This is a genomic window from Pseudoalteromonas sp. C12FD-1 (assembly GCF_037414265.1).
Taxonomy (GTDB): domain Bacteria; phylum Pseudomonadota; class Gammaproteobacteria; order Enterobacterales; family Alteromonadaceae; genus Pseudoalteromonas.
In genome coordinates this window covers 189,551-215,295 of the sequence record NZ_JBBEVD010000037.1, presented here as the reverse complement: position 1 = coordinate 215,295, position 25,745 = coordinate 189,551, and the positions used below count along the sequence as shown (strand labels likewise).

The 25,745-nt window shown below is 40.4% G+C and carries 26 protein-coding genes; 19 read left to right on the top strand and 7 right to left on the bottom strand.

What is annotated here, in order from left to right:
* Position 1 precedes the first annotated feature (1 nt).
* Together WDB87_RS03440 and WDB87_RS03435 are read right to left on the bottom strand one after the other, a co-directional pair.
* Positions 2-2,155 carry an FAD-dependent oxidoreductase gene (locus WDB87_RS03440; RefSeq protein WP_337849045.1) on the bottom strand — a complete coding sequence of 718 codons (2,154 nt, stop codon included), beginning with the start codon at positions 2,153-2,155 and terminating at the stop codon, positions 2-4.
* Positions 2,156-2,176: 21 nt separating this feature from the next.
* Positions 2,177-4,531: a TonB-dependent receptor gene (locus tag WDB87_RS03435; protein WP_286248988.1), complete on the bottom strand. Its 2,355-nt coding sequence runs from the start codon at positions 4,529-4,531 to the stop codon at positions 2,177-2,179.
* A gap of 275 nt (positions 4,532-4,806) precedes the next feature.
* Here WDB87_RS03435 and WDB87_RS03430 point away from each other — a divergent pair, with 275 nt between their 5' ends.
* Entirely contained in the window at positions 4,807-5,220 is a 414-nt protein-coding gene (locus WDB87_RS03430; protein ID WP_286248990.1) for a hypothetical protein, read from the top strand.
* Positions 5,221-5,301: 81 nt separating this feature from the next.
* Here WDB87_RS03430 and WDB87_RS03425 read toward each other — a convergent pair whose 3' ends face one another.
* Entirely contained in the window at positions 5,302-5,727 is a 426-nt protein-coding gene (locus WDB87_RS03425) for a hemerythrin domain-containing protein (RefSeq protein ID WP_337849044.1), read from the bottom strand.
* Between the two features lie 314 nt (positions 5,728-6,041).
* On the opposite strand from WDB87_RS03425, the gene WDB87_RS03420 reads away from it, so the two are divergent.
* From WDB87_RS03420 to WDB87_RS03400, 5 genes are all read left to right on the top strand, one after another.
* The gene (locus tag WDB87_RS03420; protein ID WP_337849043.1) at positions 6,042-6,293 is read left to right on the top strand and encodes a hypothetical protein; all 252 of its coding nucleotides are present in this window, start codon (positions 6,042-6,044) and stop codon (positions 6,291-6,293) included.
* A 57-nt stretch (positions 6,294-6,350) separates the two neighbouring features.
* Positions 6,351-6,608 carry a hypothetical protein gene (locus WDB87_RS03415; RefSeq protein WP_337849042.1) on the top strand — a complete coding sequence of 86 codons (258 nt, stop codon included), beginning with the start codon at positions 6,351-6,353 and terminating at the stop codon, positions 6,606-6,608.
* Between the two features lie 10 nt (positions 6,609-6,618).
* Entirely contained in the window at positions 6,619-6,837 is a 219-nt protein-coding gene (locus WDB87_RS03410) for a DUF6500 family protein (protein ID WP_286248997.1), read from the top strand.
* Between the two features lie 309 nt (positions 6,838-7,146).
* The gene (locus WDB87_RS03405) at positions 7,147-7,653 is read left to right on the top strand and encodes a TetR/AcrR family transcriptional regulator (RefSeq protein ID WP_337849041.1); all 507 of its coding nucleotides are present in this window, start codon (positions 7,147-7,149) and stop codon (positions 7,651-7,653) included.
* A gap of 11 nt (positions 7,654-7,664) precedes the next feature.
* A complete protein-coding gene (locus WDB87_RS03400; protein WP_337849040.1) occupies positions 7,665-8,723 on the top strand; it encodes an alcohol dehydrogenase family protein in 1,059 nt (352 codons plus the stop codon).
* A 56-nt stretch (positions 8,724-8,779) separates the two neighbouring features.
* On the opposite strand, the gene WDB87_RS03395 is transcribed toward WDB87_RS03400, so the two are convergent.
* The 3 genes from WDB87_RS03395 to WDB87_RS03385 all read right to left on the bottom strand — a co-directional run bounded on the left by WDB87_RS03395 (position 8,780) and on the right by WDB87_RS03385 (position 12,320).
* Positions 8,780-10,006, bottom strand: coding sequence for a threonine/serine ThrE exporter family protein (locus tag WDB87_RS03395; RefSeq protein WP_248450447.1), 1,227 nt, complete (start codon positions 10,004-10,006; stop codon positions 8,780-8,782).
* 107 nt (positions 10,007-10,113) lie between these two features.
* Positions 10,114-11,343, bottom strand: coding sequence for a glycosyltransferase (locus WDB87_RS03390; RefSeq protein WP_337849039.1), 1,230 nt, complete (start codon positions 11,341-11,343; stop codon positions 10,114-10,116).
* Positions 11,343-12,320, bottom strand: coding sequence for a LacI family DNA-binding transcriptional regulator (locus tag WDB87_RS03385; protein WP_337849038.1), 978 nt, complete (start codon positions 12,318-12,320; stop codon positions 11,343-11,345). Before WDB87_RS03385 ends, WDB87_RS03390 begins: the two co-directional genes overlap by 1 nt.
* Before the next feature lie 165 nt (positions 12,321-12,485).
* Between WDB87_RS03385 and WDB87_RS03380 the strand changes: the two genes are divergently transcribed.
* The 13 genes from WDB87_RS03380 (at position 12,486) to WDB87_RS03320 (ending at position 25,547) form a co-directional block, all read left to right on the top strand.
* Positions 12,486-14,948: a S9 family peptidase gene (locus WDB87_RS03380; RefSeq protein WP_337849037.1), complete on the top strand. Its 2,463-nt coding sequence runs from the start codon at positions 12,486-12,488 to the stop codon at positions 14,946-14,948.
* A gap of 69 nt (positions 14,949-15,017) precedes the next feature.
* Positions 15,018-15,638, top strand: coding sequence for a LysE family translocator (locus WDB87_RS03375; protein WP_337849036.1), 621 nt, complete (start codon positions 15,018-15,020; stop codon positions 15,636-15,638).
* Between the two features lie 279 nt (positions 15,639-15,917).
* Positions 15,918-16,640, top strand: a complete 723-nt coding sequence (locus tag WDB87_RS03370; protein ID WP_337849035.1) for a hypothetical protein — start codon at positions 15,918-15,920, stop codon at positions 16,638-16,640.
* A complete protein-coding gene (locus tag WDB87_RS03365) occupies positions 16,640-17,542 on the top strand; it encodes an LPP20 family lipoprotein (RefSeq protein ID WP_337849034.1) in 903 nt (300 codons plus the stop codon). The genes WDB87_RS03370 and WDB87_RS03365 overlap by 1 nt, the downstream gene beginning before the upstream one ends.
* An 8-nt stretch (positions 17,543-17,550) precedes the next feature.
* Entirely contained in the window at positions 17,551-18,681 is a 1,131-nt protein-coding gene (locus tag WDB87_RS03360; protein ID WP_256845773.1) for a hypothetical protein, read from the top strand.
* Positions 18,678-20,042, top strand: a complete 1,365-nt coding sequence (locus WDB87_RS03355; RefSeq protein WP_337849033.1) for a hypothetical protein — start codon at positions 18,678-18,680, stop codon at positions 20,040-20,042. The genes WDB87_RS03360 and WDB87_RS03355 overlap by 4 nt, the downstream gene beginning before the upstream one ends.
* Positions 20,043-20,051: 9 nt before the next feature.
* Positions 20,052-21,347, top strand: a complete 1,296-nt coding sequence (locus WDB87_RS03350) for a hypothetical protein (RefSeq protein WP_337849032.1) — start codon at positions 20,052-20,054, stop codon at positions 21,345-21,347.
* Positions 21,347-22,060, top strand: coding sequence for a hypothetical protein (locus WDB87_RS03345; protein WP_337849031.1), 714 nt, complete (start codon positions 21,347-21,349; stop codon positions 22,058-22,060). The genes WDB87_RS03350 and WDB87_RS03345 overlap by 1 nt, the downstream gene beginning before the upstream one ends.
* A gap of 37 nt (positions 22,061-22,097) precedes the next feature.
* Positions 22,098-23,297 (top strand): murein transglycosylase domain-containing protein, encoded by a 1,200-nt coding sequence (locus WDB87_RS03340; RefSeq protein ID WP_337849030.1) that lies wholly within the window; start codon positions 22,098-22,100, stop codon positions 23,295-23,297.
* A gap of 1 nt (position 23,298) precedes the next feature.
* Positions 23,299-23,868, top strand: coding sequence for a hypothetical protein (locus WDB87_RS03335; RefSeq protein WP_337849029.1), 570 nt, complete (start codon positions 23,299-23,301; stop codon positions 23,866-23,868).
* Positions 23,869-24,001: 133 nt separating this feature from the next.
* Positions 24,002-24,472 (top strand): DUF4234 domain-containing protein, encoded by a 471-nt coding sequence (locus tag WDB87_RS03330; RefSeq protein WP_337849028.1) that lies wholly within the window; start codon positions 24,002-24,004, stop codon positions 24,470-24,472.
* A 320-nt stretch (positions 24,473-24,792) separates the two neighbouring features.
* Positions 24,793-25,065 carry a DUF2798 domain-containing protein gene (locus tag WDB87_RS03325; RefSeq protein ID WP_337849027.1) on the top strand — a complete coding sequence of 91 codons (273 nt, stop codon included), beginning with the start codon at positions 24,793-24,795 and terminating at the stop codon, positions 25,063-25,065.
* Between the two features lie 293 nt (positions 25,066-25,358).
* Positions 25,359-25,547 carry a DUF2798 domain-containing protein gene (locus WDB87_RS03320; RefSeq protein ID WP_337849026.1) on the top strand — a complete coding sequence of 63 codons (189 nt, stop codon included), beginning with the start codon at positions 25,359-25,361 and terminating at the stop codon, positions 25,545-25,547.
* Here WDB87_RS03320 and WDB87_RS03315 read toward each other — a convergent pair.
* Positions 25,544-25,693 carry a hypothetical protein gene (locus WDB87_RS03315; RefSeq protein ID WP_286249272.1) on the bottom strand — a complete coding sequence of 50 codons (150 nt, stop codon included), beginning with the start codon at positions 25,691-25,693 and terminating at the stop codon, positions 25,544-25,546. The two genes, WDB87_RS03320 and WDB87_RS03315, sit on opposite strands and share 4 nt — an antisense overlap.
* Between the last annotated feature and the right edge of the window lie 52 nt (positions 25,694-25,745).

Below are 25,745 nucleotides of genomic sequence, written 5' to 3'. Positions count from 1 at the left end.
ATTAGCCTCTGCGCCATGTGTGGTATTTTTCAAGCATGTTAAGTACTTTTTCAGGTGCATGAGCGCGTTTCCACTCGCCTGCTGCGTACTTATTACCTTCAGCCCAAGTTGGGTAGCTGTGAATTGTGCCTAGTATTTTGTTAAGGCCTAAACCGTGTTTCATTGCCAGTACAAACTCAGCAATTAAATCACCAGCATGCTCAGATACCACAGTAACACCGAGTATTTTGTCTTTGCCTTTTGGTGTAATTACTTTGATAAAGCCTTTGGTGGCGCTGTCGGTAATGGCGCGGTCTAGCTCTTCAAATTCAAAGCGAGTGATCTCGTAGTCTATGCCTTTATCAATAGCGTCTTGCTCGTTTAAGCCAACACGTGCTACTTCAGGGTCAATAAATGTGGTCCACGGAATAACACGGTAATCTACTTTAAACTTTTTAAGATTACCAAATAAGCCATTTACTGCTGCGTACCAACCCTGATGAGCGGCTACGTGCGTAAACTGATACGGGCCTACAATATCGCCCGCGGCAAAAATGTTAGGGTAAAGCGTTTCAAGGTATTCGTTAGTTACTACAGTACGGTTTGTTTCTATGCCGAGTTCTTCAAGGCCGTAGCCTTTAAGGCGAGCGCTTCGGCCCACAGCACATAGGAGCTCATCGTATTCAATATCGATTTCGGTATCGTTATGTTTTACCACAATGAATTTTTTGCCATCGCGCGCTTCACAGCGAAGTGCCTGATGCGAGGTTAAAATGTTTACGCCGCTCTCAGTAAGCGCTTCGTGAGCAAAGGTAGACACTTCTAGGTCTTCTTTGATCATAATGCGTTCAGCCATTTCAATTTGCGTAACATTTGAGCCTAAGCGTGCAAAGCTTTGTGCAAGTTCACTACCAATTGGACCACCGCCAAGTACAACAAGCTTTTTAGGTGCTTCTTCAAGCTCAGCAAATTTAGTCCATAATGTATCGCTTGTTACATAGCCTGTTTCTTCAATACCAGGTAATGGCGGTACAAATGGGCGTGCGCCAGTGGCAATAACAATAGTACGGGCGGTTAATGTTTGTGTGCCACCATCGTTAAGTTTAATTTCTACAGTCCACGGGTCTAATAATTTACCGTAGCCTTTTACAACATCTACACCTAGGTTTGTGTAGCGCTCAACGCTGTCGTGTGGGGCTACGTCGGCAATGACTTTATGTACACGTGCCATTACTTTTTTAAACGAAAACTGCGGCGCCATGTTTTCTAAGCCGTAGTGTTCACCATGGCGAATTTGCTCGGCAATTTTAGCGCTTTTAATAACAGCTTTACTTGGCACACACCCGTAGTTTAAACAGTCGCCGCCCATTTCGCCGGCTTCAATAAGGGTTACTTTGGCTTTAACTGCTGCTGCAATGTAGCTTGTAACTAAGCCGCCAGCACCTGCGCCAATAACAATCATGTTACGGTCAAACTTTTTAGGTTTAGTGTAATTTTTGTATACGCGACGTTTTTTAAACACGTTTAGGATTCCTTTGGCAATGAATGGGAACACACCCAATAAAGCGAACGATAAAATAAGATCTAACGATAAAATGCCTGATAAGCTTTCAATTTGCGCAAGTTGCGTACCCGCGTTTACAAATACAAATGTACCTGCAAGCATGCCTACTTGGCTCACCCAGTAAAAGGTCCACGCTTTAATTGCAGTAACACCCATTAATAAGTTAATTAAAAAGAACGGAAATACTGGCACTAATCTAAGTGTAAATAGGTAAAAGCCACCTTCTTTTTCAACGCCTGCGTCAATAGCGTCTAATCGCTCAGGAAAACGTTGTTTAATTGTATCGCGCAGTAAGTAACGCGATACTAAAAAGGCAAGCGTAGCACCTACAGTTGAGGCAAAAGAGGCTACAAGTAAGCCTTCAACTAAGCCAAATAACGCACCTGCGGCTAATGTTAATATTGCCGCACCCGGTAAAGAGAGAGCCGTTACTACTACGTACAGTAAAAAGAAGCCACCAAAAACCAATAATGGTGATTGTTCTTTATATTGGTTAAATTGCTCCATAGAGCCTTTTAAGCCTTCAAGCGTAAGTAACTGGTGTAAATTAAAGTGAAAGAACATGCCTATTACGACTGCTGCAATCAATATCAAAAATAGTTTTTTTATCATGTTCTCTCTCTTAAAACGTTCTTAAAAATTATGTGAAAGTGTTAGTTTTGCGTTAATTGGTAACTCTGGAAAAGCCAGCGTTGCGCCAAAGTAACCACCTTCAAATACTGGGCGCCAGTTTTTTTGATTAGTGACGTTGTTTACATCTAATCGCAACTTAGTGCTAGGCGTAAATGCGTAGCTAGTATTAACGTTTAGTGTGTATTGATCACGAATTTTAACTGTTGCCAAAAAGTCTAATGGGTAACTCTTTGTATATAGACCTGAAAAACCCATTTGCCATTTCGAATTAATTGAATAATTTCCGTTAAAACTGAACGACTGCTCAGGAATGCCCTGAACTTGGCGGTTTGAAGGTGCAAACGCGGTAAAACTTGGCGCGCCAACACCGGTACCTGCAATAATATCTGGACGCGAATTGTCAAACGCATCGATTACTTGAGCAGAGTCTTGGCTGCTTGCAGAATTGTCGTAACGAGCATCTATGTAGCTATAACCCGCACTTAGCCAATAAGGGTAAGCATCGTAAAATATTTGGCTTTCAAAACCTGTAGTACGAATACCTGTATTGCTGCCGTCGCGATTACGTAAACTGCGGCGCTGGCTAAATACCGCGCCATCAGCGTACCAATCGCTGTCGGTTGGGGCGTACTTTAAGCCAAACTCGACTAATGTGTTTTCGGTAGCAAAATTTTGTGCGCTAATGGTGTTATCGCTGCCAAGCGATGTACCGCCAGCCATACTGTTTGATGTTGCTTCGTTATAACTTGCTGCACCGTAAGTGGTATAGTCGGCATTTATTTTGTAGTTAAAGCTAACTTGGCCAGAATGCAGGGTTTCGTTAATGCTATCGCTTGCAGCAACTTGGCCTTGTGGTGCAATAGGGTCGTTTGCTTCTACATCGTAAAAATCGATGCGGTAACCCACACTAGTATGAAGTTTATCGCCCCAATCTGAATCTTGTTGGATTGCAAGCCCGGTTTGCCATGAACGTGAGTCGGTGGTGTCTGATAAGTTAAAGTCGCCGCTGCCATCGTTATCTAAATCGTATTGGCCACCAGGTGATACAAATACACCTGGGCTTAGCTCTACTAAACGCGCTTTTTGTGCATCGGTTAAAGGAATGCGACGGTTTGAAAGTGGGCCAGTTAAATCAATTGGTAAGTCGGCCTCGGTTGTAAATTGGCTGTAGCCAAGTACTTTGTTATAGCGTACGTCAAAAGCAAAAATTGTTTGCTGGTCGCTATTCCATCTGTAGGTAAGTTCAGTGCGGTTTTGCGCTGTATCGGCGCCGTCTATAATTTCTACAAAGCTGTTTTGGGCTATTTCTTCACGCTGTAAATGCTGAAAATACGTAATGTTTTTAAGTGAGGCATTAGCGCTTAGCTCACGCTTATAAATGCTGTGAATTAAGTAGGTTGTTGCTTCGTTTTGGTTATCAGGGTCGGTAAGTACGGTGCTGCGATCTATTTTTACTTGCCCAGTAGGCGACACAATAGAACCCGCTGCGGGTACGGTACTGCCATTTGCTTGCACGCCTTGGCCGGTAATATAAAGGCCATCATCAATTAAGGCTTGGGTAGGGCGGTTAATACCGGCGTTATCGGTAAATTCAACTTGGTATAGCTCAAAGTTAATATCCCAACTGCTTTTGTCGTCTGGTAATACCCGTAGTGCTGCAAATAAGCTGTCGCTTTTAGTGCCTGAGTAATCGTAGTAACTGCCTTCATCGAGGTGCTCGTAACTTACTCTAAGGCCAACTTTGTCTTTTATAATCGGCGCTGTGTAATCTACTTGGGCGCTGTATTGATCCCATCGTCCTGCAGAGAGCTTAACCTTACCCTTACTTTCATCTGTAGAAGCAACTTTTGAATGTAAATTTACAAAACCACCGTTACGTTGGCTTGAACCAAATAAAACCGGCGGGGCACCCTTTACTACATCTATTTGTTCTATAGAGTTGAACGATAACGGCACGCCAAAGCCATTATTACCCGCTTGGCGACGTGTACCATCTTGAAAAAGCTCACCCAATTGGCCACGAATAGTAGGTAAACTTGGCGCACCAAAGCCACTTGCAGAATAAGTGTTTGGGCTTACTGCAAGTACGTCTTGTAGGGTAGTAATATTTAGCTGCTCTATTAACTCGCTTGAAATAGGCGTGACCGAGCGGGCTATATCTTGCAGTGCTAGGTTGTCGCCGAAGGGGCCGTTAATAGTAGCATCTTTTACAGAAAGCCCTTGAGATTTAATAGTTTGGCCTGCCACTTCAATACGTTCAATCGAATCGGTATTGCTTGCAGGTTCTGCCGCATGAGCATAAAAATTAGTTGTGAGTGAAGCGGCTATAAAAAGTGCCAAATATGAATGTTTCAAAAGGGTTCTCATTTTAGTTAGTGTGAATGTGGCAATAAAGACCTGTAGCTTTGTAAATAACTTTCAGTGAATATTAATTCTTTTTGTTTTTTAGAACGAAACGTTAAAAGCTTAGCATAGAGGCAATCTTTTAATTATAAAAATTACTATACGAAATTAATGCTGAAATTGGACAGGTAAATGACTGAAAATATTTTTGTTTTTTGTGAAATAAAATTGCTTAACAGCGGTCTTGCTAGTTTCAACATTAAATTATTTAGTTTTAAGGAAATTTTATGACTGGTACAACAGGTACTGATTTTCAAAATCGTCTGCAATGGTCGCTTTTTTCACTACGTTTAGGCGTATTTATTGTAATGATTATGTGGACGTTTGATAAGTTTGTTAATCCTGGGCATAGCGCACGTATTTTTGAGCATTTTTATGGAATTAGCGGCTCTACTGATGTTGTTGCTTATGTGCTGGGTGGATTACAACTTATTTTAGTGTTGGCCTTTGTGGCAGGTATTAAAAAACGCCTTACTTATGGCGTAATTTTTGTAATGCACGGTCTTTCTACACTTTCATCTTACAACCAGTATATTGATGGCTTTAATAACTTACTATTTTTTACAGCGTGGCCAATGTGGGCAGCGTGTTTTGCACTTTACCTATTACGTGACCAAGACGTAAAACTTACTGTTAAATAATTTTATTTAAAGCAAAAAAATGGTTATAAGCCATACGGCTTATAACCAATAAGTACACAGGGGAGTGTATGGATGTCGGTTCTAATGCATTGCATCGTTATACTGATCAGCTAGGCTCTCTTTTTGACCTTCGGTTAAAGCTTTACCCGCTAACTGAAATACCTCATGTTCTTCTTCACTTAAATGATGATGCACCAAATGATGCAGCTTTTTAGCCGCAACTAACCAGGCAGATGAGCTCATTTTGGTATCTTCAAGTTGTTCAATCAATTCGTCTATTTCGTGGTGCTCTGCAACGCTGTGGCGAGCTTTTTCATGCGTTAAATCATCAAACATAAGCGGGTTATAAAAATAGCGCTCTTCAAATTTAGCGTGATCTTCTAATTGGGTTTTAAGCTCGTCCATTAGCTTGTGGCGCTCAGTTGTATCGCCGTGAGTTTGAATAAGTGCATCTACCAATTTACGTTGTTTATCGTGATCGTGACGTAGCGCTTCAAATATATTCATAACTAATCCTTTACTTGCTCTTTAATTGCTTACAAATGTTAAAGCAAGCTAAGTGCCATTTTTTAACTTGTTGTATTTAATTAACTTATATTTTTTATTTGTTCGTGGGAGTATGCGGCCTGTAAGTTTTACAAGCACGCTTATGCAATATTTTCAGGCTTTAGATCTACAGAACCTTACAAATATTTACTGGTGGTGTTTTTTATTGCAGTGATAAAGTAATAATAGTATTTAGGTACAATTTAAATACATTACCCTATTGATGCTTTAGTGTAAGGGACAGTTTAAGGGATAGCTTAGAGGACAGTTTAAGGATGAGCATAAAAATCTCGATTACAACATTGTTACTTTGCGCATTATTAAGTGCATGTAGTACAGCGCCGCATTATGGTAACAGCTTATGCAGGGAAAAAGCGGGAATGACTGGGTTAAATGGCAGCCAAACAAGCCCAGAAGTTTACAATGAATGTATGAGCGCTCAAATAAAAAAGGATGCTAAAGAGGATACTTTTTTTGATGAAGTTGCAGTGTTTTTTATTGATTTACTTATTTTGATAGCCGACTAAGTGAGCAAACTTGCAGCTATAATTTAAAACTGAAGGGTGCGTAAAATAGGATTGATTATGAAAGCATATTTAGTTTTATTATTGCTGTGTATATTTTTAACTGGCTGTGCTGCCCAGCCTTATGCGGGCTCTGCAAAGTGTATGGAGCAAGCTGATATTGCTTATGAAGCACAAACACACGAAGATGAGTCATTTAACAATGAATGCAAAGCTGCAAACGTAAATGTACCTAATAAAGCGCTTGAGAATCATGGCGTGTTAGATAGGAGTATTTTGCAAACGCTGGCTCATTTTTTAAATGGGCTTTTTAACTAAAGGTAAAGCAATGAATAAAGCGTTAAGAGCAAAAATTGTTGCTGTGTGCGATAAAAAAATAGCAGCCAAAGGCGAAAATGTAGGGCTTTCTTTTTATGCTTTTTTTGCAAATAAAAACGACAACCCAGAGCTGCTCATGCAAGCCGCAACTTGGTGGATACACACCCATAAATTAGATCACTTTGAAAAAGCCCACAAAATAAAACAATTGATTATTGATGGAAAATAACCTTGACGCCCATTTTAAATAATCATGACACCCATTTGAATAGTTGTATAAAGCGAAGACCTAGTTTGTTAATTTAAGATGGGTGTCACAGTTATTATTCTAGTAAATAACTATGAAAACCATTTATAGAATAATCATAACACCACCAAAAATAACGCTGGCACCCATGCCAGATTCAAGGATAGTTATTACTAATAACTATCCTTGGCTTTTCGCAAATTTCATTGTCTATAAATTTGTATTGGTTGACATGTAGAATGAATGCTCTACCATGGGGGTAGAGCATTCATTCTACACGGGTTAAACACTATGCTAAAACAAGAAATAGCTGCTGCGCTTGAGGTGGCTTTTAGTCAACATGGTTTTGCCGAGCCAAGCGTGGCAAAGCTGCAAAAACTCAGTGGCGTTAGTTTGCGCACCCTTTATAAATATTACCCGTCAAAGCAGGCAATGATCATTGCTGCGCTTGAGTATCGCCATAATCGCTATATTAATTTTTTACTTAAAGATGCGCCTGCACCGGGTGCTGAGGCAGTTTTGCATATGTTTGAACAGCTAAAAGCGTGGATGGTGGAATTTGCGCCTAACGGCTGTTTATCTATCAATGCGCTATCGGCGTTTCCTGAGGATGAAGCTATTAGCTTTGCGGTGCAAACTCATAAAAATGACGTAAAAAAACTGTTAGGTGCGCAAGGCTTAAATCCATCATTGGCTAGTAGCTTGTTTTTGCTGCATGAAGGAGTGTCGAGCGCGTGGCCAGTTATGGGCGATGAGGCGGTTACATCAGCAAAAAACAGTATTCTTAAATTAATATAATGGAGCAACCAATGGCAAATTTACCTAGTACAATGCATGGCGTACAGCTTACGGAGCATGGTGATTTTGATGTATTAAAGTATGCAACTAACTTACCGTTGCCAGCGCTTGCACAAACCGATGTACTTATAAAAGTTATGGCGGCAGGTGTTAATAACACCGATCTGAATACCCGCACGGCGTGGTACGCTAAAAAACAAAGCAGTAAAGACGATGCAAGTTGGTCTGGTGATGCGTTTTTTTTTCCGCGCATTCAAGGTGCAGATGTATGTGGTGTAATAGTAGCCGTAGGTGAAAGTGTTGATAAAAGCCGTATTGGCGAGCGTATTTTAGTTGAGCCATGTTTAGTAAAAGCTAACGGCGAAACACTAAAAGCACCGTGGTATTTTGGCTCAGAGTGCGATGGCGGATTTGCACAGTACACTGTAGTTGATTCAATCCATGCTTATACAATTAATAGTCGCTATAGCGATGTTGAGCTGGCGTCTTTTCCGTGCTCATATTCTACAGCCGAAAACATGTTGTACCGCTCAAACCCACAGCCAGGGGAAACTGTTTTAATAACGGGAGCCTCCGGCGGGGTTGGCTCTGCGGCTGTGCAATTAGCCAAAGCGCGTGGTGCGAGTGTTATTGCAATTACTAGTAAAAGTAAGGCGCAGCAGTTAAAAGATTTAGGTGCCGATAAAGTGGTACTACGCGAAGATGATTTAATTCAAGCGTTAGGTAAAAACAGTGTTGATGTTGTTATTGATCTGGTAGCTGGCGAGCAATGGCCAAAGCTACTAGAAGTGTTAAAACCAAAAGGGCGTTATGCGGTGTCGGGCGCTATAGGCGGGGCGTTAGTAGAGCTTGATATACGTACTTTGTACTTAAAAGATTTAACGTTTTTTGGCTGTACAGTTATAGAGCCTGAGGTGTTTAAAAGTTTAGTCAACTTTATTGAACAAGAAAAAATTAAACCTATTGTGGCGCAAACATTTCCATTGAGCGAAATAGTTACAGCGCAAAAAGTGTTTGCACAAAAACAACACGTAGGAAAAATTGTACTAACTATCCCCCATAGCGAATAGCACGTTAAACAACACAGCCCGTTACAAAATTAACGGGCTTTTTAGTGGCAACAAGCTTATAAGCTTTTTTTAGGCGGTAAAGCCACGTTTGCAAATATAAGCCCCGCCACAAGCGACATAAATATTAAAAATGTTTGCTGGCCTATATGCTCGGCATAAACAAAGTCTTGGCCTTCAATAAGCGAGTTTAAGCCAATATAAGTTTTACTGCCGGGTACCAGTACAATTAAGCCTTGCATGGCAACAATGGAAGCTGGGGCATTTGCAACGCGATTAAATAAGTTACTAAACACACCAACTGAAAGCGCACCAACAAACGTGCCTAACGTGTAGTCAAGGTACATAGCCGAACCAATACTCGTGCCATAGGCTATAAAGCCAGAAGCGATTGACCATCCTGCATGTTTAAGCTTGGTTCTAAATATCACTATTAAGCTACTACAAAGTAAAAATATAGCCAGCCACGCCGTCCAACGCGGAAGTGGCTCGGGCTGTACAAAGTCGGTTTGGCCAAACAGGGCAAAGCCAATGCCTATGCCAATAAAGGCGCCAAAGTACAGTTTAAATAACAGCATGAACGAGTCCATAACCCGCGCCGTACCCGACACCAAATGCCTAGCGGCAAGCTCTGCTAAACCAAGGGCTAGTGCTAAACCGGGTATAAACACAATAATGGCTGAAAGCACCACTAACCGTATATTTATATCGGGCGAAATATACACACTTACCGCACAAGCCAACACAGCCGATACTATAGCAACAAGAGGCTCTAGCATGTGAGCAACTCGCTTAGAGCGGTTTGACCACAGCACAAACGCATACACCACTAAAGTGAGTAACGCTGACCAAATAACGTCTGTCCAGCTGGTGCCCATTAGCATGGCAAATGCACCACCCGATGTTGCAAAAGCTATACCGGTTACAAGTTTATTGTAAGGGTTTGGCATGTCGTAAATGGCATCAAGCTGCGCATCTACTTCTTGTAATGTGAGCTTGCCGTCAAGCATCTGATTTACTAAGTCGTCGGTATCGGCAAGTGAGCCTAAGTCGTGATCGCCTGGGTCTACACGTGCCACGTGGGTGTATTCGTCTTCGTGGCCATCAGTCCAAATTACAAACGTTACTGAAGTAGGCGACATAACAAAAGACGATTTAAGTCCTAAGTAAGTGGCCACTTCCATTAAGTGTGCTTCTAGGCGGTACGCAGGGGTGCCGTACTTATGAAGCATTTTACCTAATTTAACGATAAATTTGCGTTTTTCAGTAAAGGTTGCAGTTTTCAAATCTTGTATGGACCAATGTGTAAATAAATTAGCTAAAAGTATAGGCTAAAACGCCCATTTGTAATGGGCGCGATTTTAAACACAAATCTGTAGGAGTCTAGTCATTTTTAATCTAATTTTTTATTTTTTTCAGCAATCCATTGCGCCATATACTGCGTACTGCGCATAGTATGGTGTTTTAACATTTGTCCGGTGAAGTTTTTTTCCCTATGAGCTGTTAAATCGCTGCTTATTGCATCTATTTTATTAATGAGCGCCGCGCTTAATTTTACTTTGTCGTAGAGTGTATTAAGTAGCGTGTTACCCGCTTGTTGAGCGTGTTCAAAATCAGTTTGATTGTTGTAAAGCGCAACGGCTGCATTTGCAAAATCGTCAATATTATTAGCCACTTTACCAGGCCATGGTAAATCGTTATGCATTCCCTCTGCGCCAATATTAGTGGTAACGCTGGGCGTTTGCATTATCATGGCTTCAAGTAACTTGCCTTTTATACCCGCGCCAAAACGAAGGGGCGCTAAACACACGCGTGCGCTTTGCATTACCTCATAGGCGTCATCGGCCCAGCCTTTTATTAAAAAGCCTGTTTTAGGGTTATTAAGAGCGGTTGCTTTTGGGGGCGGGTAAGAGCCATAAATGTGTAGCTCGGCTTTTGGTAGTTGCTTACGAATTAATGGCCATATTTTTTGTAAGTAAAGAACCGCATCCCAGTTTGGGGCGTGTCTAAAGTTACCTATGGTCATAAAGTGTGCGCGTTCATCAAAGCGCTTAGTGGTTTTAGGTAATGCACTTAAATCGACCATAAACGGTAAATGGTGTAATAAGCTTGGTTCGACCTTAAATACACTATTGAGTAACTCCATTTCGAAGCTTGAAATAATTAAGCTGAGGTCGCAGCGCAAAATTGCGGCTATTTCGCGCTTGGCTATGTCTGAATGTAAATCGCTGGTGGTAAATTCACGCTCGCCTTTGTGCGCTTCGTGGCGCGCATTGCGTAGGCATTGTAAATCTTCGGTATCGAGGATTTTAATGGCATTCGGGCAGTGTTTATCTACACGCCAGCCAAATTGCTCTTCCATCATAAAGCGGTCAAACATCACTATGTTTGGGTTGTACGTTTTAACGTACTCATCAAAGCTTTCGCAGTTTAGGGCTATGCTTTGGCTCGTTATACCAAAGTCGTTTAGGTTAACCATGTGCTCGGTGCGCTGTGCTGGGGTGGCAAATTCTACTTGCCAATTTTGCGCTTTAAACGCGGTTAATAACGACATCATGTGCGTACCCGCAGCAGACGAATTTGGCTCTGGCCATACGTAACCAATTACCAGCACTTTTTTCATTACGGTGTTTCTCTAATTTGTAGGTTTACATTTACCAGTGTTTTTACTGGCGCAGTGTGTGTTTGTAGTTGCTCTTGCAGCACTAAAATACTGCGCTTAGCAAGCTCTTGGGTGTTTATACTGGCGCAAGTAAAGCGCGGTTGCATTTCGGTAATATCAGGAATATGCAAGCAACTTACTATATTGTTTTTTAAATGCGGGGCGGCGGCTAAAACGCCATACGCAATTATATTGTTAGCGCATACAACCGCATCAATACTCGGCTTATTAAGTAATGTGTTATTAAATACTTGCTTTGCATGTAATGGAGTGTTTTTTGTGCACGTAATAGCTGGCTCGGGGATTATATTGTGTTTTTTACACGCACTATTAAAGCCGCTTAATAAATCCTCTGTCGATAAGCTTTCATCACCCATAAACAGTATGTTTTTAGGCGACTCATTAATTAGCTGTAATGTAACTATATGGCTTGCTTTAGTGTAGTCGGGTAAAACACATGGAGCTGAGCTGTAAGTTACTTCGTGCATTAGGCTAATAACGGGGTGGGTGGCTGCAAGGTTGTCGAGCCACTGCGCACAGGTGTTAGCCACAGGGCACATTATAAATGCAGCTACTTTGTATTCTTTTAAATTATTTATTAGCTGCGTTTGGCGATCTACGCTGTTGTTACTACTAACAATAATGGCTTGAAAAAAAGCCTCGCTTAATACTTGCTCTATATTTTTAGCAAGTAATGCCATAAGCGGGTTTGTTAAATCATCAATTACAACAGCCACTAAGTTTGAACGACCAGAGCGCATTGCTGCAGCATCACGGTTATAAACATAACCTAGCTCATTAATTGCGTTTAACACTTTTTGTTTGCTTTTAGCGGCTACTTTATTGCTTTGTGTAAGCACTAACGACACGGTCGACTTTGACACACCCGCACGGTGAGCAACATCAAAAATAGTGACCGATTTAGCTTTGTCAGGCATGGTATTTTAAGCGCGCAGTAATGAGTAAATAGCTGCGTAGTGTAGCGTATATAATGCAATTAAGTCATCTTTTAGCGCTGTAATTTAAAGCTTAATACTTTATGAACAGGTCAAAACATGTTTATATACCTTTTATAATCTTAAAAATAACAAAAGGATAAAAACATGAACGCATTTAGGCTGTTAGTTGCCTTTATTTGTTGTGTTGTAATAATGCCAAACAGCTATGCTGAGCAAGGTTATCAAACACCTTCGCCAGAGCTTGCTGCCGTGGTAGATGCCAAATTAGCACCTACAAGTTTTTTATCGAGCGATGGCCAATGGCTGGCTCTGTTTGAACGTAAGCGTGTAGTAACACTAGATGAGCTTGCCAAAGATGAGCTTAAACTTGCAGGTATAAAGCTTAATCCTGCTAATTTTTCACGTTCGCGTGTAAGTGCTAAATACAGCGCTGTTGAGCTAAAGCATGTGCAAAGCGGCACCGTTATTAATATTAACAATTTACCAAACGGTATTATTCGCTCGCCTAAATGGTCATCTAATAGTAAATATTTAGCGTTTGTTGTAGAGCAACAAAGCCAAGCAAATTTATGGCTTTACAGTGTAGAAACAAAACAAGCAAAAATGCTCTCAAACGCAGCGCTTAACTCGGTTATTACCGCTACGCCTTACCAATGGCTACCCGATAGCAGCGCACTTGTGGCAAATTTAGCAGTTAATATAGATAAACCCGCGTTAAAAAACAGCAGTCAAAATGTAGTGCCGGTTATACAGCAAAGTACCGGCGAAAAAGCCCCCGCGCGTACCTATCAAAACTTATTAACCAGCCCGTTTGACGAAGCACAGTTTAAATTTTACGGCCAAGGGCAATTAGCTTATGTAACGCTTGATGGCAATACACAAGCTATTGGTAGCCCAGCGTTATTTAAATCGTTTTCGGTATCGCCAGATTCAACCAATATATTAGTTGCTGCGATAAACGAGCCGTTTTCGTATCAAGTACCTTACAGCCGTTTTGCCAGTACGTGGCAAATATGGGGAATGCGCGGTTACGCATTAGCCGAGCTTGTGAAGCAACCGCTTGCCGATAACATTCCACAAGGCTATGACAGTGTTCGCACTGGCCGACGCAACTTTGAATGGCGCGCGGATCAAGGCGCTGAAGTTATTTGGGCCGAGGCGCAAGATGGCGGCGACATGAAAACCGATGTTAAGCACCATGATTATATTTACAGCTTACGTGCGCCATTTAAACGCGAGCCTAAATTATTTGCTAAAGTAGAGCGCCGTTTTGCAGGTATTGAGTGGGGGAACCAAAATGTTGCCATGCTTGTTGATTGGCGCTTTAGCGACCGCCAAGTACGCACATTTGTTATTCAACCGCGTAATGCCGATAAAAACCGCGTGCTGTTTTCAGAGCGAAGCTATAACGATGCGTATAAAGACCCAGGTAGCTTTATTTACGAGCGCAACGATTTAGGCGCTAACGTTATTAAAATTGTTGGCGGGCGCTATATGTACCTGCGCGGTAACGGCGCATCAGAGCAAGGTAATATTCCGTTTTTAGACCAGTACGATGTAAAAACAAATAGCAGCAAGCGTTTATGGCAATCACAAGCGCCATACTACGAGCGTGTTCGTGCATTGCTTGACGATGAAGGCGAGCGTTTTATAACTGTGCGAGAGTCTAAAACTGAGCAGCCTAACTTTTTTATTCGTGATTTAGATAATGATACGCTTACCCAATTAACTAATTTTGCTCACCCATACCCTGCATTTAAAGGGGTGACAAAAGAGCAATTACGTTACAAACGCGATGACGGCGTAGATCTTTCAGGTACACTTTATTTACCACCAGGCTACGACGTAACCCAAGGCCCGTTACCAGTACTTATGTGGGCGTATCCGCTTGAATACAAAGATAAAGCCGTAGCATCGCAAGTTCGCGAGTCGCCTTATGAATTTACTTACATTGGCTATTGGGGCCCAATGCCTTACCTTGCTAAAGGTATTGCCGTGTTTGACGACCCTAAAATGCCGATTGTAGGTATTGATGGCAGTGAACCAAACGATAACTTTAGAACACAACTTGTAGCAAGCGCGCAAGCTGCGGTAGATGTGTTAGTTGATAAGGGTATTGCTGATAAAAACAAAATAGCCATAGCAGGGCACTCATACGGTGCATTTATGGTGGCAAATTTATTGGCGCATAGCGATTTATTTAAAACCGGTATTGCTCGCAGTGGCGCGTATAATCGCACATTAACGCCGTTTGGTTTTCAGGGCGAAGAACGTGATTTTTGGCAAGCACAAAGTGTGTACGCTAATATGTCGCCGTTTTTTCACGCAGAAAAAATCAATGAGCCAATGCTGATGATCCACGGTCAAGAAGATCCTAATTCAGGCACCTTCCCAATGCAAAGTGAGCGCATGTACGCAGCGCTTAAAGGCTTAGGTAAAGACGCTCGCTTAGTTATGCTTCCTTACGAAGCCCACGGTTACCGCGCACGTAAAAGTTTATTACACGTACTGTGGGAACAAGAGCAGTGGTTAGATAAGTATTTGTTAAATGATTCAGCAGAGCCTGTAGAGGTAATTACTGAACCAGTGGCAAGTACAGGGCAATAGCAATAAACATAAGTAAGCAAAACGCGGCTACTTATAGCCGCGTTTTTGTTTTAATACGAGAGTAAATTAATGATTGATGTAGCAGCGCTTGCGGTTTTTATTCCTACCTTCTTTTTTGTATCTATCACCCCAGGTATGTGTATGACCCTTGCCATGACACTCGGCATGAGCATAGGTGTGCGCCGAACCTTATGGATGATGATAGGTGAGCTATTAGGGGTGGCGAGTGTTGCCGTTGCTGCGGTACTCGGTGTTGCAGGTGTAATGCTAAATTACCCAGAGGCCTTTGCTATTTTAAAATGGGTAGGCGGCGGGTATTTAATTTATATAGGCATAAATATGTGGCGAGCCAAAGGTAAAATGTCAATTAATACACAAAGCCCCAGCGATGTAAGCCGCCAGTCGCTTTTTACGCAAGGCTTTGTAACTGCCATTGCAAACCCTAAAGGCTGGGCGTTTATGATCTCACTATTACCGCCATTTATTAGTGTACAGCACGCAGTAGCCCCACAGCTTTTAGTGCTTGTTTTAGTCATTATGATAAGCGAATTTATATGTATGCTTGCCTATGCCACAGGCGGTAAAAGCCTACGCTTGTTTTTAGCACGTGGTGACAACATTAAATGGATGAACCGAATTGCGGGCAGCTTAATGGTGCTCGTAGGCATATGGCTGGCATTAGGACGTTAGTTTATTATTTATACTAAATCTAAGCCTGTTTATACTATTAAGTATAAAAATTTAAATTTTTTACAAAATGAGATGAAAGTATGAATGCTGGCTGAATGCCTTGCCAGCGTTACATTTGTAATGAAATGAAAGGTAAGTAAATAAAAAGTTCTTAATTTGTAGAGTTGCATTTTTTCATAAATTCGGTAATTCTAATTAAATGTTCAAGGAAGAATGAACCAAGTCAACAGCTTAGCTTTGTGCTTTCTTGTGTTTTTATAAGTATAGGGAAATAACCTAATGAAAAAAGCTATCTTATCTGCCATTATCTTCGCCCCCCTTTTCGCCGGTTGTGTATCAACAACAGATACAGGTACATCTGCTAATCTAGACAGAAATGCAGCCGTCGCAGAATTAACAACTCGTATGGACACACTAGGCTATTTTCACCCTGTTGAAGTGCAACCAGGGATAGATGAGTTTTTAAATATGTCCGCCATTATTTTAGAGCGTCAACGCAAGGTTATGGCCGAGTATCGTACTCAAACTGATAACTATCGAGATGTGCAAGCATTTTTATATGCTCATAAGAATTCTACACCTGAACAATTACAAGCTGCCATTGTTGAATTTGACGCAGGAGCTAAAAATAAAGACCAAGAAATTGGTCATAAAATTGCGGCTTATAATTTAGCAAATGAAGGTATTTACCAACAAAACGTTGAGCTTGCGACAGACTTAACAATTGAAATAGCTAAGTCTGCTTATATTTTGAGCCAGCATAGTACTGCAATAGCTAAAGTTACAGCTTTGCGGATGGGAGGTGATGTAGTTAGCTCTTGGTTATCAAGTGACGAAGAAAACGCCGAAAAAGAAGAAGATCCAAAAGATATAGGCACTGCACTTGTTAAAGCAAAAGATCAGCTTGCATTAGCACTTGAAGCAAACGAAATTATTGAACTTGAGCAAGCAACTATCACAGCTATAAATGAGCTTCAGCTTGAGCAAGAAGCGAAAGGCTGATGAAAACAAGCATTTTTGCTTTTTTAGTAGCATGTGTTTTTAATTGTTCTGCTCAAAGTTGGCCTGACTGGGTAACCAAATCAGATAAGAGTGATGAATATTTTACTGCAGTCGGTATTGGTGAAAGTCGCTTAGCCGCAAAGCAAGCGGCTTTAGCTGACATTACTACTCAGTTAAGCGTTGATGTAAATTCACAGCAATTACAAACGCTAAAAAAGCAAAATAATCGAGTAAATAACTATTTTGAACAAACAACGAGCCTAACAAGTTTACCGATTACATTAACGGGGCTTGAAGAGCTTAATTCGATTAACCAAAATAATTTATTTGCTTTAAAAATGGGCATAAAAAAAACGTCTTTAATAGCTAATCTTAAATCTGATTTAGAGAGACTAGAGCGTATGGACATTCCCAAAAAAAATGCAGAACAGCGATTTATATGGGCTCTCCAAAAAAGTGGAGAGCTTAATCTTGCCTCAAAAAAATTAGCTTTATTAGAGCATCTTTCTGGTTCTAAACCATTTATAAAATCAACATTAAATAAATTATTACAAGCGCATTCATTAGCGCTAGATGCGGTAGCTTGCGATGTGATTGGTGCTAATAATATTAGCCAAATAAAGTCAGCATTAAACGATGCCTTACCTCACAGCGGGTCAACACGCTTATGGGTTCGGCCACAATTACAATGGCAGTTTGCTCACACCAATGAGAAGTATCTTGCAAAAGCAAACTTAACTATTGCTCTTACTCGCAGTGTCAGCCCATTTAAAGTGCTGTTACAGCACGATATATCCGCACAAGAAAGTGCCAGCACTCAAGAAATCGCAAAACAAAACGCGATTAATAACTTAGTAAAACAAATTAAAGCGCCTGCAAGTCAGTGGCTGTTTGATAATTAGGAATAGCAATGAAATTAGTCAAAAATTTAACTCTTTCTGCACTAACTATTGCCTTATTGGCTGGTTGTAACACAACCCCAAAACAGGGAAGCACGACTCAATCTGGTACAGTAAGCAACAACGCTTCGAATACTGTAATCGCTAAAAGTGCTTATGTATTTAAAGATGCCGATATTGCAATGCCGGCCTATTTTGATACTCAAGGTTTAGAGCGTTGTACCTTCGATATTAATAGTGAAACCGATAGTTGCCCACTCAAAAAACCTATTGTACGTATGTATTTTGATTTAGCTGGTGTAAGCGGAAGTGGTATTGGTGTTGATGCAATGCGTGAGTTTGATAATCAAAATTTATTGCTTATGCTCGAAAATCAATTTGCTGGTATTAATCGCTTTAGAATCGTTACGCGTGATGATGATGCTATTTCAAAAGAACAACAATTAATTTTACAACAACAAGGTGTAGCAATAGCAGCTAAACGCGCTGAAGTTAAAGCACTAATTCCCGATTTTGTCGTGAAAATTGATTCACTGAGAACGCTAAAAACTGAAGGGGCGATCACAGATTGGGCCGACTACACATTAGAGCTGACAACCGGCGTTATAAATCCACAAACACGTGAAAAGCTATCGCACCCAAATTTAGGAAAAATTCGTGTTAAATCGGAAGATGTACGTGATCGCTCAGAGTTAAAATTTACAACAGTAAGCGGACGCTATGCAGCGGGTTTCCACTTTGATCAAAGTGCTCATGTAAATGCAGTACTTAGTGACATGGGATCGCGCGGTATTGATATTTTACTTACTCGTATGTTGAGTGAAATGCCAGCAACAGCACAAGTGTTAGGTATTAAAGGTAACAAAATTAGCTTAGACAGAGGCCAAAATGCTGGTGTGCTGCCTAACGAAACAATGATCATTTTTAGCTATGAGGCTGGATTTGTTGAGCCACTTGGAGTTGCCAATGTAAACCCTTCGCGTAGTAGCGCTAATGGTGAAATTATTCGTTGGAAAGACTCTGATGCAGCTGATGATGTAAAAAACAAAGCTGAAAATGGAATTTACCGTCCATCAAATGGTGCAAAAATATTTGCTGTATCGGTAGGCACGCCTGCAGACTTTTTGGAGAATAGGACATGATCAAAAAGCTTGGCCTGTTAGCTTTGTGTTCTTTAAGTGCACAAGCCCAGGTTGATGTCTTGGCTGATGGCACATTGCAAACACAGGCGTGTGCTTATGGTCGAGGTAGCACGGCTATTTCTGGTGCAAAAGCTCAGGCAAGTGCCGAGCTAATCAGTTTTATTAAAGGTAATAAAAGCCTTACAACACAAGGTGCACAGCAACATTTAATAACCAGTTTAGATGATGATGCAGCCAGCTTATATGAGCAGCAACGCACTACGATGATGGAAGGGTTGAGTGCCGGCGCTGTTCCTTTAAATTACTCAGCACCTACACTAAGCGGTAACGACACGTGCATGACCGTAAGCCTCAACCCGCATGAGATAGGTGAGCCGCAACAGCAAAACTGGCAGCAAACTGCGCAAAATATTAGTGTGACAGTAATAGGTCAAGGCTGGAAAAAAGAAGGTAAAACAGCACTAACTATAGCTGAACAAGATGCTTTACAACGTGCTGTATCGCAAGTTGTAGGTGTGTGGCTTACTCAGCAACATACGCAATCTTCAAGCACGAGTATGAGTATTGTTGACGGTAACGAGTCAACAAATATGCAAGAGCTGATAGGGCAACAGCTTTCGAGTCATAGTGAAGGGCTTGTTAAAGAGTGGCAAACACTGCAAACCAAAGAGCTCAAAAATGGAGGAGTAGAAGTTACTATTATGGCTGTGGTAGAAAAAGCACCTCTCATTCAAAAAGCATCTAAATTAATGAGCATGATAGGCTCGCCTAGAGTGCAAATTATTGCACCGGAGCCACTAAAAACAGAGCTTAAAGTTTGGCTAAACGAGCAAGGCATTGAAGTTGGTAATGCAGCTAGTTTAGCTATTTATGCAAAATCTACAGTGATTAGCCGAGGGAACAACAGGCAGCTTTATTTAACTGCTGACGTTAGAGATTTAGCTGGAAATATTTATGGTCAATGGAAAAACGACCCTTCATTTATGTCATTACCTAAAGGCCCATACGTTGAAAAAGACTTAATGGCAGTACATTTGGCGAGTGAGTCACAATCAAAGGCACTTCATAACAGGCTTAATAATGCATTTACTCAAGTTGTTGCAAGAGGGGGCTTAGTTCGTGAAGTCATGTTGCCAAGTAATAAGTTAACCCAACCAGAAAAACTGCATGATGTATTAAGTACATTAGGTGGCGTAAGCGACGTATCTATACACAAACAACAAAAATATACTGTAGCAAGCCTTAGGTTTAAAGGTAATACCGGTGAGCTTGCTCATGCGCTCGATCAAGCATTAATGACAATAACAAAAAACCTTTCAAAAATTACAGTCGAAGACGATTTTACACTCAGGTACAAATAAGGATAGATGATGAAATTTAAAGTATTAACATTAGCAATGGTTTTAGCTATGCCTGCGATCGCAGCTGAAGAGTTTAGCCTAACAGACATGATACCTGCTCGCCCTGGCGCACAAGTAGCGGGTGCTGATCAAGCGCAAGTTTCTGGCGATGTAGTGGTTGCAAAAGATACAAATGTTGCGGTTGCTGTAGCTCATCAGGCACTAATTGATGATAACGAAGATGGCATAAAAATGATTCAGGTTGGCAGTGGTACCGGTATTTTATCAATCGGTAGTGCTAGCTATAACACTTACGACAATATGAATGCATCGTTACTTTCCAAACGCGGGGCTTATAATCAAGCTTATTTAATTGCAAAAAAACAATTAATTGAAAACATGAAAGGAGTTGAACATCAATGTGGTAATGTAGTGTCTGCAAGTATGGACTCTATCGATACGGGTGTTGAAAGTACTGTAAATGAACAGACTAATATGCTGGAAGCGTGTAAAGAGTCTGTATCAGGTTCGCTTGCGGGTTTTGTTACTTATGATGTTTACGACAATATTGATGAAAAAGAAGTGCGTGTAAGTTTAATATCTACTCCTAAAACGCGTTCACAAATTAAAGGGAATCGTGGTGCAGTTGCAGTGACTACTGAACCAAATGTTATTTTTCAACAAGTAATTGGTGATGTAAAAAGTGGCGTTTTACCTCCTGTTGGGGCTAAAGTACTAACTAATTCAGACACAGGAGAAGTCATCATATTAGGTTACGGCTCAGCCATTGCTCGTCAAAACCGAAATAAAACGGTTGCCCGTAAACTTAAAGGTGTTGCTAAATCTCAATCGCAAACACGTGCTCGTTCTGCCTTGCTTGCCACTATTCAAGGTGAAAAAGTGTATTGGCAAGGTAGCTTTGATGAAAGCCAAATGGAAGGCACAAAGCAGTTTGAATACGAAGACCCATATTTAAACGATCCTCAACAAGTTAAAATTCTCGAAGAAGACCGCAGTACATTTTTAAATCAATTAAAAACGTCAGACGAGTACTCAACAGTTGCTAAAGGGAAATTACCACCGGGTGTAAGTGTTAAAAGCTTTGCAAGTGATGATGGCTTTTGGCAATACAGTGTTGCGGTTTACGCGCCAAGTCTAGAGGCAACTGCGCGCCAAGCTGCAAAAGAAATGACCGGTAATAATGGACAAACAGTAAACGGCGTCAGTCGCTATGGTCATAAAATTAAAGCCCATGGTGGGTTAAATGAAAAAGCGGCAAATCCTCAAGGGGCATCAGGTAAAGTAGCGAGCGAAGAGGAACTTTAATGCTAGCACCTATTTTAGCGCTTTCATTGGTGGCTTCGGCCACCTTTGACTCAGAGCAAACCATTGAACAACAAACTGCTTTTTTTAAAAGTCAGGTTAATGGTCAATACGCCCGAGTAATGGCGTTAAAATCGAGTGCAAAAAGTGCGCTTGAGCAGGCATGTCGAAATGCATTGACCCTGCCACAGCGCAGTATTATTAAAAATACTTTAGCTAAAAAGCTTAATATTACTTTGCCAGCATCGGTAAGCTTTATTGATGCTGAAATTGTGGGCTATAAACAAGAAAAACAGCAAAAATGGTTAACTTGTACTGGCGTTGTAACACCTACTGCGCAAGATATTAACGAAGCTGGACTTGCCGTTAGAGCTGCTTGGCAAGTAGGTAAGCAAAAAGATAAAACAAACTTACGCCCTTTATTACAAGTTGCATTGAATCACCCTACAACAATGTCTGACGCGGTGGCATTAGTTGCAGCTCAATCACCAGAAGAGCAACGCTTAAGCTATCTCGATAAATATTTACAAGCGAGTGAGTTAAAGCTCGATGAAGCTAAGGCGTCAGTTGCACAAACCTGGTTTGTTTATGGGCGTTATAAACAAGTTATTTCGCTAACCCAACAATGCAATAGCATAGACTGTAAGCGTTTAAATTTAGCAGCTCAAACTGCTTTTGATAACCTACCTGCTGATGATCTAAGTAGCTACTTTTAATTTTATACGGATATAAAAAATGCATTTAAGAGCAAAAATGCTTCTAAAAATAGGTGTATTCGCTTATTTAACAATGAGTTTTACCAGCATAGCTCAAACGAATGATGAGGCTGAATTTGAGGCTTTTTTAAAAAAGCGTCAAAGTGAGTTTAACCAGTTTGAGCAACAACAAAAACAAGAATTTGAAGCATTTGTAACTGCTTGGCGTGATGCGCAAAATGCATATTTAAAACAAGTAACTACAAAGTGGCAAGACCCAAATCTGCCAAGCTCAAAAGTATGGGTCAAGTACAGTGATGACTTAAATAAACGCACGAGTGTAAACTTTGAAAGTGGTGAAGTGGTAGTTGAGCTTTTAAACAGCAAAAACAACGAGCAAGCTGTTGAATATGCAAAACAGCAATTAAATGAACTTTCTCAAGTTACGGTAGATAAAACACTTGCAAAGGATCCGGTATATATTGCAGCTAATAATACCATTAATAATAAAAGCTTCACTTCTGCGGGTAAGTTTTTAAATAGTAAAATTGAGCGGAATAAGCCATCAACAACGATTCAACCTAAAAAAATAGCTAAGCAAACAGTACTTTCTACGGAGATTGTAGAAGAGGCACTCTCTGCAAAGGCGCCTGTAATAACGAAGCAAAAAGACAGAATAACAATTAGCTATAAGCTGCCTGCTAATACGCTCTCTAATCAAGCAAAACGATACTTACCTGAAATTCAGCAACAAGCTAAACGTTACAACTTAGATCCCGCATTGTTATTAGCCATCATTCATACGGAATCAAGTTTTAACCCACTAGCTCGTTCCCCAATTCCTGCTTTTGGATTGATGCAAATTGTCCCAACATCAGCGGGTAAAGACGTGAGCAACTTTTTGCAAGGTAAACCGCTATTACTTAGCCCTGAGTATTTATTTCAGGCTGATAATAACGTAGAGGCAGGCAGCACTTATGTACATATTTTAAGTAATCGTTACTTTAAAAATGTGCGTAATGCGCAATCAAGAATTTACATGAGTATAGCCGCTTATAATACTGGCCCTGGCAACGTAGCCAAAACGCTAAGTGGCTCTAAATCACTTAACCAGGCAAGTATTGCAGCTAATTCAATGTCTGCAGAGAAAATTTATACCTTAATGGTTAACAATTTACCTGCGCAAGAAACCCGAAATTATTTACAAAAAGTGGTTAAACGCACCGCTTATTATCAAAAGCAATTGAAAGGAATTTAAAATGAAAAAGTTATTACCTCTAATAGCCGCTTTAGCATTAGGTGCGTGTTCAAGCACTGAACAAACACAGTCTGAGCCGTTAGCAAAAAATGATTCAGTACCAAGTTGGGTGTTATTACCTGTGTCTGATAAAGGTTTAGCGTCGTCGTCATGCGTACCTTGGTCGGGCAGTATGTCAACCGATAGAGCGCAAGCAATTGCAGCTGCTCGCGCTGATTTATCTCAGCAAATACAGGTTAAAGCAAGTGTTATGGATAAACTATACCAACGTAAAGCACAGAGTAATGATGAGCTAAACGTCGGTGGAACTTTTGAGCAAGTAAGTAAGCAAGTTGCACAGCAAAGCCTTGTAGGTGCTGTGCCACAAGAAGTTGCCTTTGCTAAATTAGACGGGGTAAAGCAACTTTGTACATTCGTTGTAATGAGCAATACACAAGAAACATTTAATAACCTAGTCGCTCAATCTGGTAAGCGTTTAGATCCTAGTTCACGCGAAGCGCTTTACGAAGAGTTTAAAGCCCAAAAAGCGATGAAAGATCTTGAAAAAGAGTTAGATAATTTAAATAAGTAATTTACAGAGTTAATTATTAAAATTTAGTTTTAATAATTAATATAGTGAAAAATATAATCCAGATTAATCAATTTTTATAGGGCTAAAATTTACCATTAGCCCTAATTCAATCGCAGTAAAACAAGGAGACATAATGTCATCTATCACGGAGTTAAAAGACAGCATCAACACTAAAACTTTGAATTTAGTACTTCTTACATTTGTTACCGCTGGTATTTATGCAATTATATGGATGTTTATAAATACACCAAAGCTAGAGAAATTAACCTCTAAAAATATAGCTGACAATACATTTCTGATATGGTTAGCTGTGTGTGTGGGGCTTGGTGGTGCTTTGGTGGGCACAGGTGAGGAGTCTTTGGATGTTATTTCTGGTTTACTTACTATTGCATCTTGGGTCCTATATATTATTTGGGCATTCCGTGCAAAAAGTGTTTTACAAGAATACGCACTAACAAAACATAAAGTGGATCTTAGAATGAATGGTATTTATACTTTCTTTTTAACTATCTATTATATCAATTATTGTATTAATGATTTACCAGAAGCTCAGAGAAAACAACAAATATTATCAGGGCAAGAACCTAAAGCTGATAATTTATAAATAATATATTCGTAATTTAACAGTTGGTTTTAGTAAAATATAACCAACTGTTTGCTAGCCAATAAATTAGAAACCCTCGCAAATTATATCTTTAAAACCAATTAATGTATTAACTTTATCACTTAAAGTTGTTGTTCTAGCATTAGCTAAGAGGGCTCCTACCATTCTTATTTAGCTCCATAGGAAATTACTTTTTTAGTATTTAGTTACTCCTCATTTTAAAGAAAACTATTATTTGGGAATTTGAAACTAGTTGACATTGTCAATTAATTTGCTATAGTTGATTTTATCATCTACTTAACACTTAAGGCATGCCCAAAATGAGTACACCCCAATCAGTAAATCCAGATATGGCTTTGCCTAAAAAAACACCTGTAATTTATAAAATACTGGTTATGGTAAGTATTATTACAATTGTTGGCGGCTCTCTTACTGGCATTATGACTTATGTAAATGTAGGGGTTACAAAGCAGTTTTATGCCGATTGGTTTACCTCGTTTATAAGTGCAGTGCTGGTAATGGCGCCGGTAGGCTTGGTAATAATGACCTTAATGCACAAGCTAGTTAATAAGTTATTACTTAGGGCGTATTGACCTTTGGTGGTTGAATTTGCAGCAGTGTGTTTGGTTTTTAGGCAAGGCAGAGCCTATGTAGTGTGGTTATTCCCCATAAATAGGCGATAACGCAGCATAAATACCAAACATGCGCTGCCCTTTGGGTTCTTTCTAGGGACTATTAATTCTTTGTTGCTCGGTTTTTACTTAGCCCACTAGGTTACAAACCTCGCGCCGTGATTTAATCGCCCCTAGATTGAACAAATTTCAATCCACAAAGATAAACACGCCCTAGTAGCGAGCTAAAACGTAATTTAGTGATTAGTGTTTTTATGGCGCTGATCATGGAATCGCTAATGGCGTTTGTAACCGCTACCAACAATATTGGCTATGCAGATATGCGTTTATTTTTAAATGGTTGGGCTGAAGGGCTACTTGCTGCACTGCCTATAGGCCTTACTATAATGTTAATAATGTCGGTTACGGTAAAGCCCAAATTAGAGCGCTTTTTAAAAAGCTAAATTGCGCTATTCAAAAACGGTGCAGTACGGCTTTTTGTAGATTGCGCAACCTCTTCAGGTTCACCTTGAGCAACAATTACCCCGCCTTTGTCGCCGGCTCCTGGGCCAATATCAATAACCCAATCACTGTTACTGGCAACTTGCATAGAGTGTTTACATAATAGGTAAAAACTGCGAGTATAAATTTTAATCAAGTAT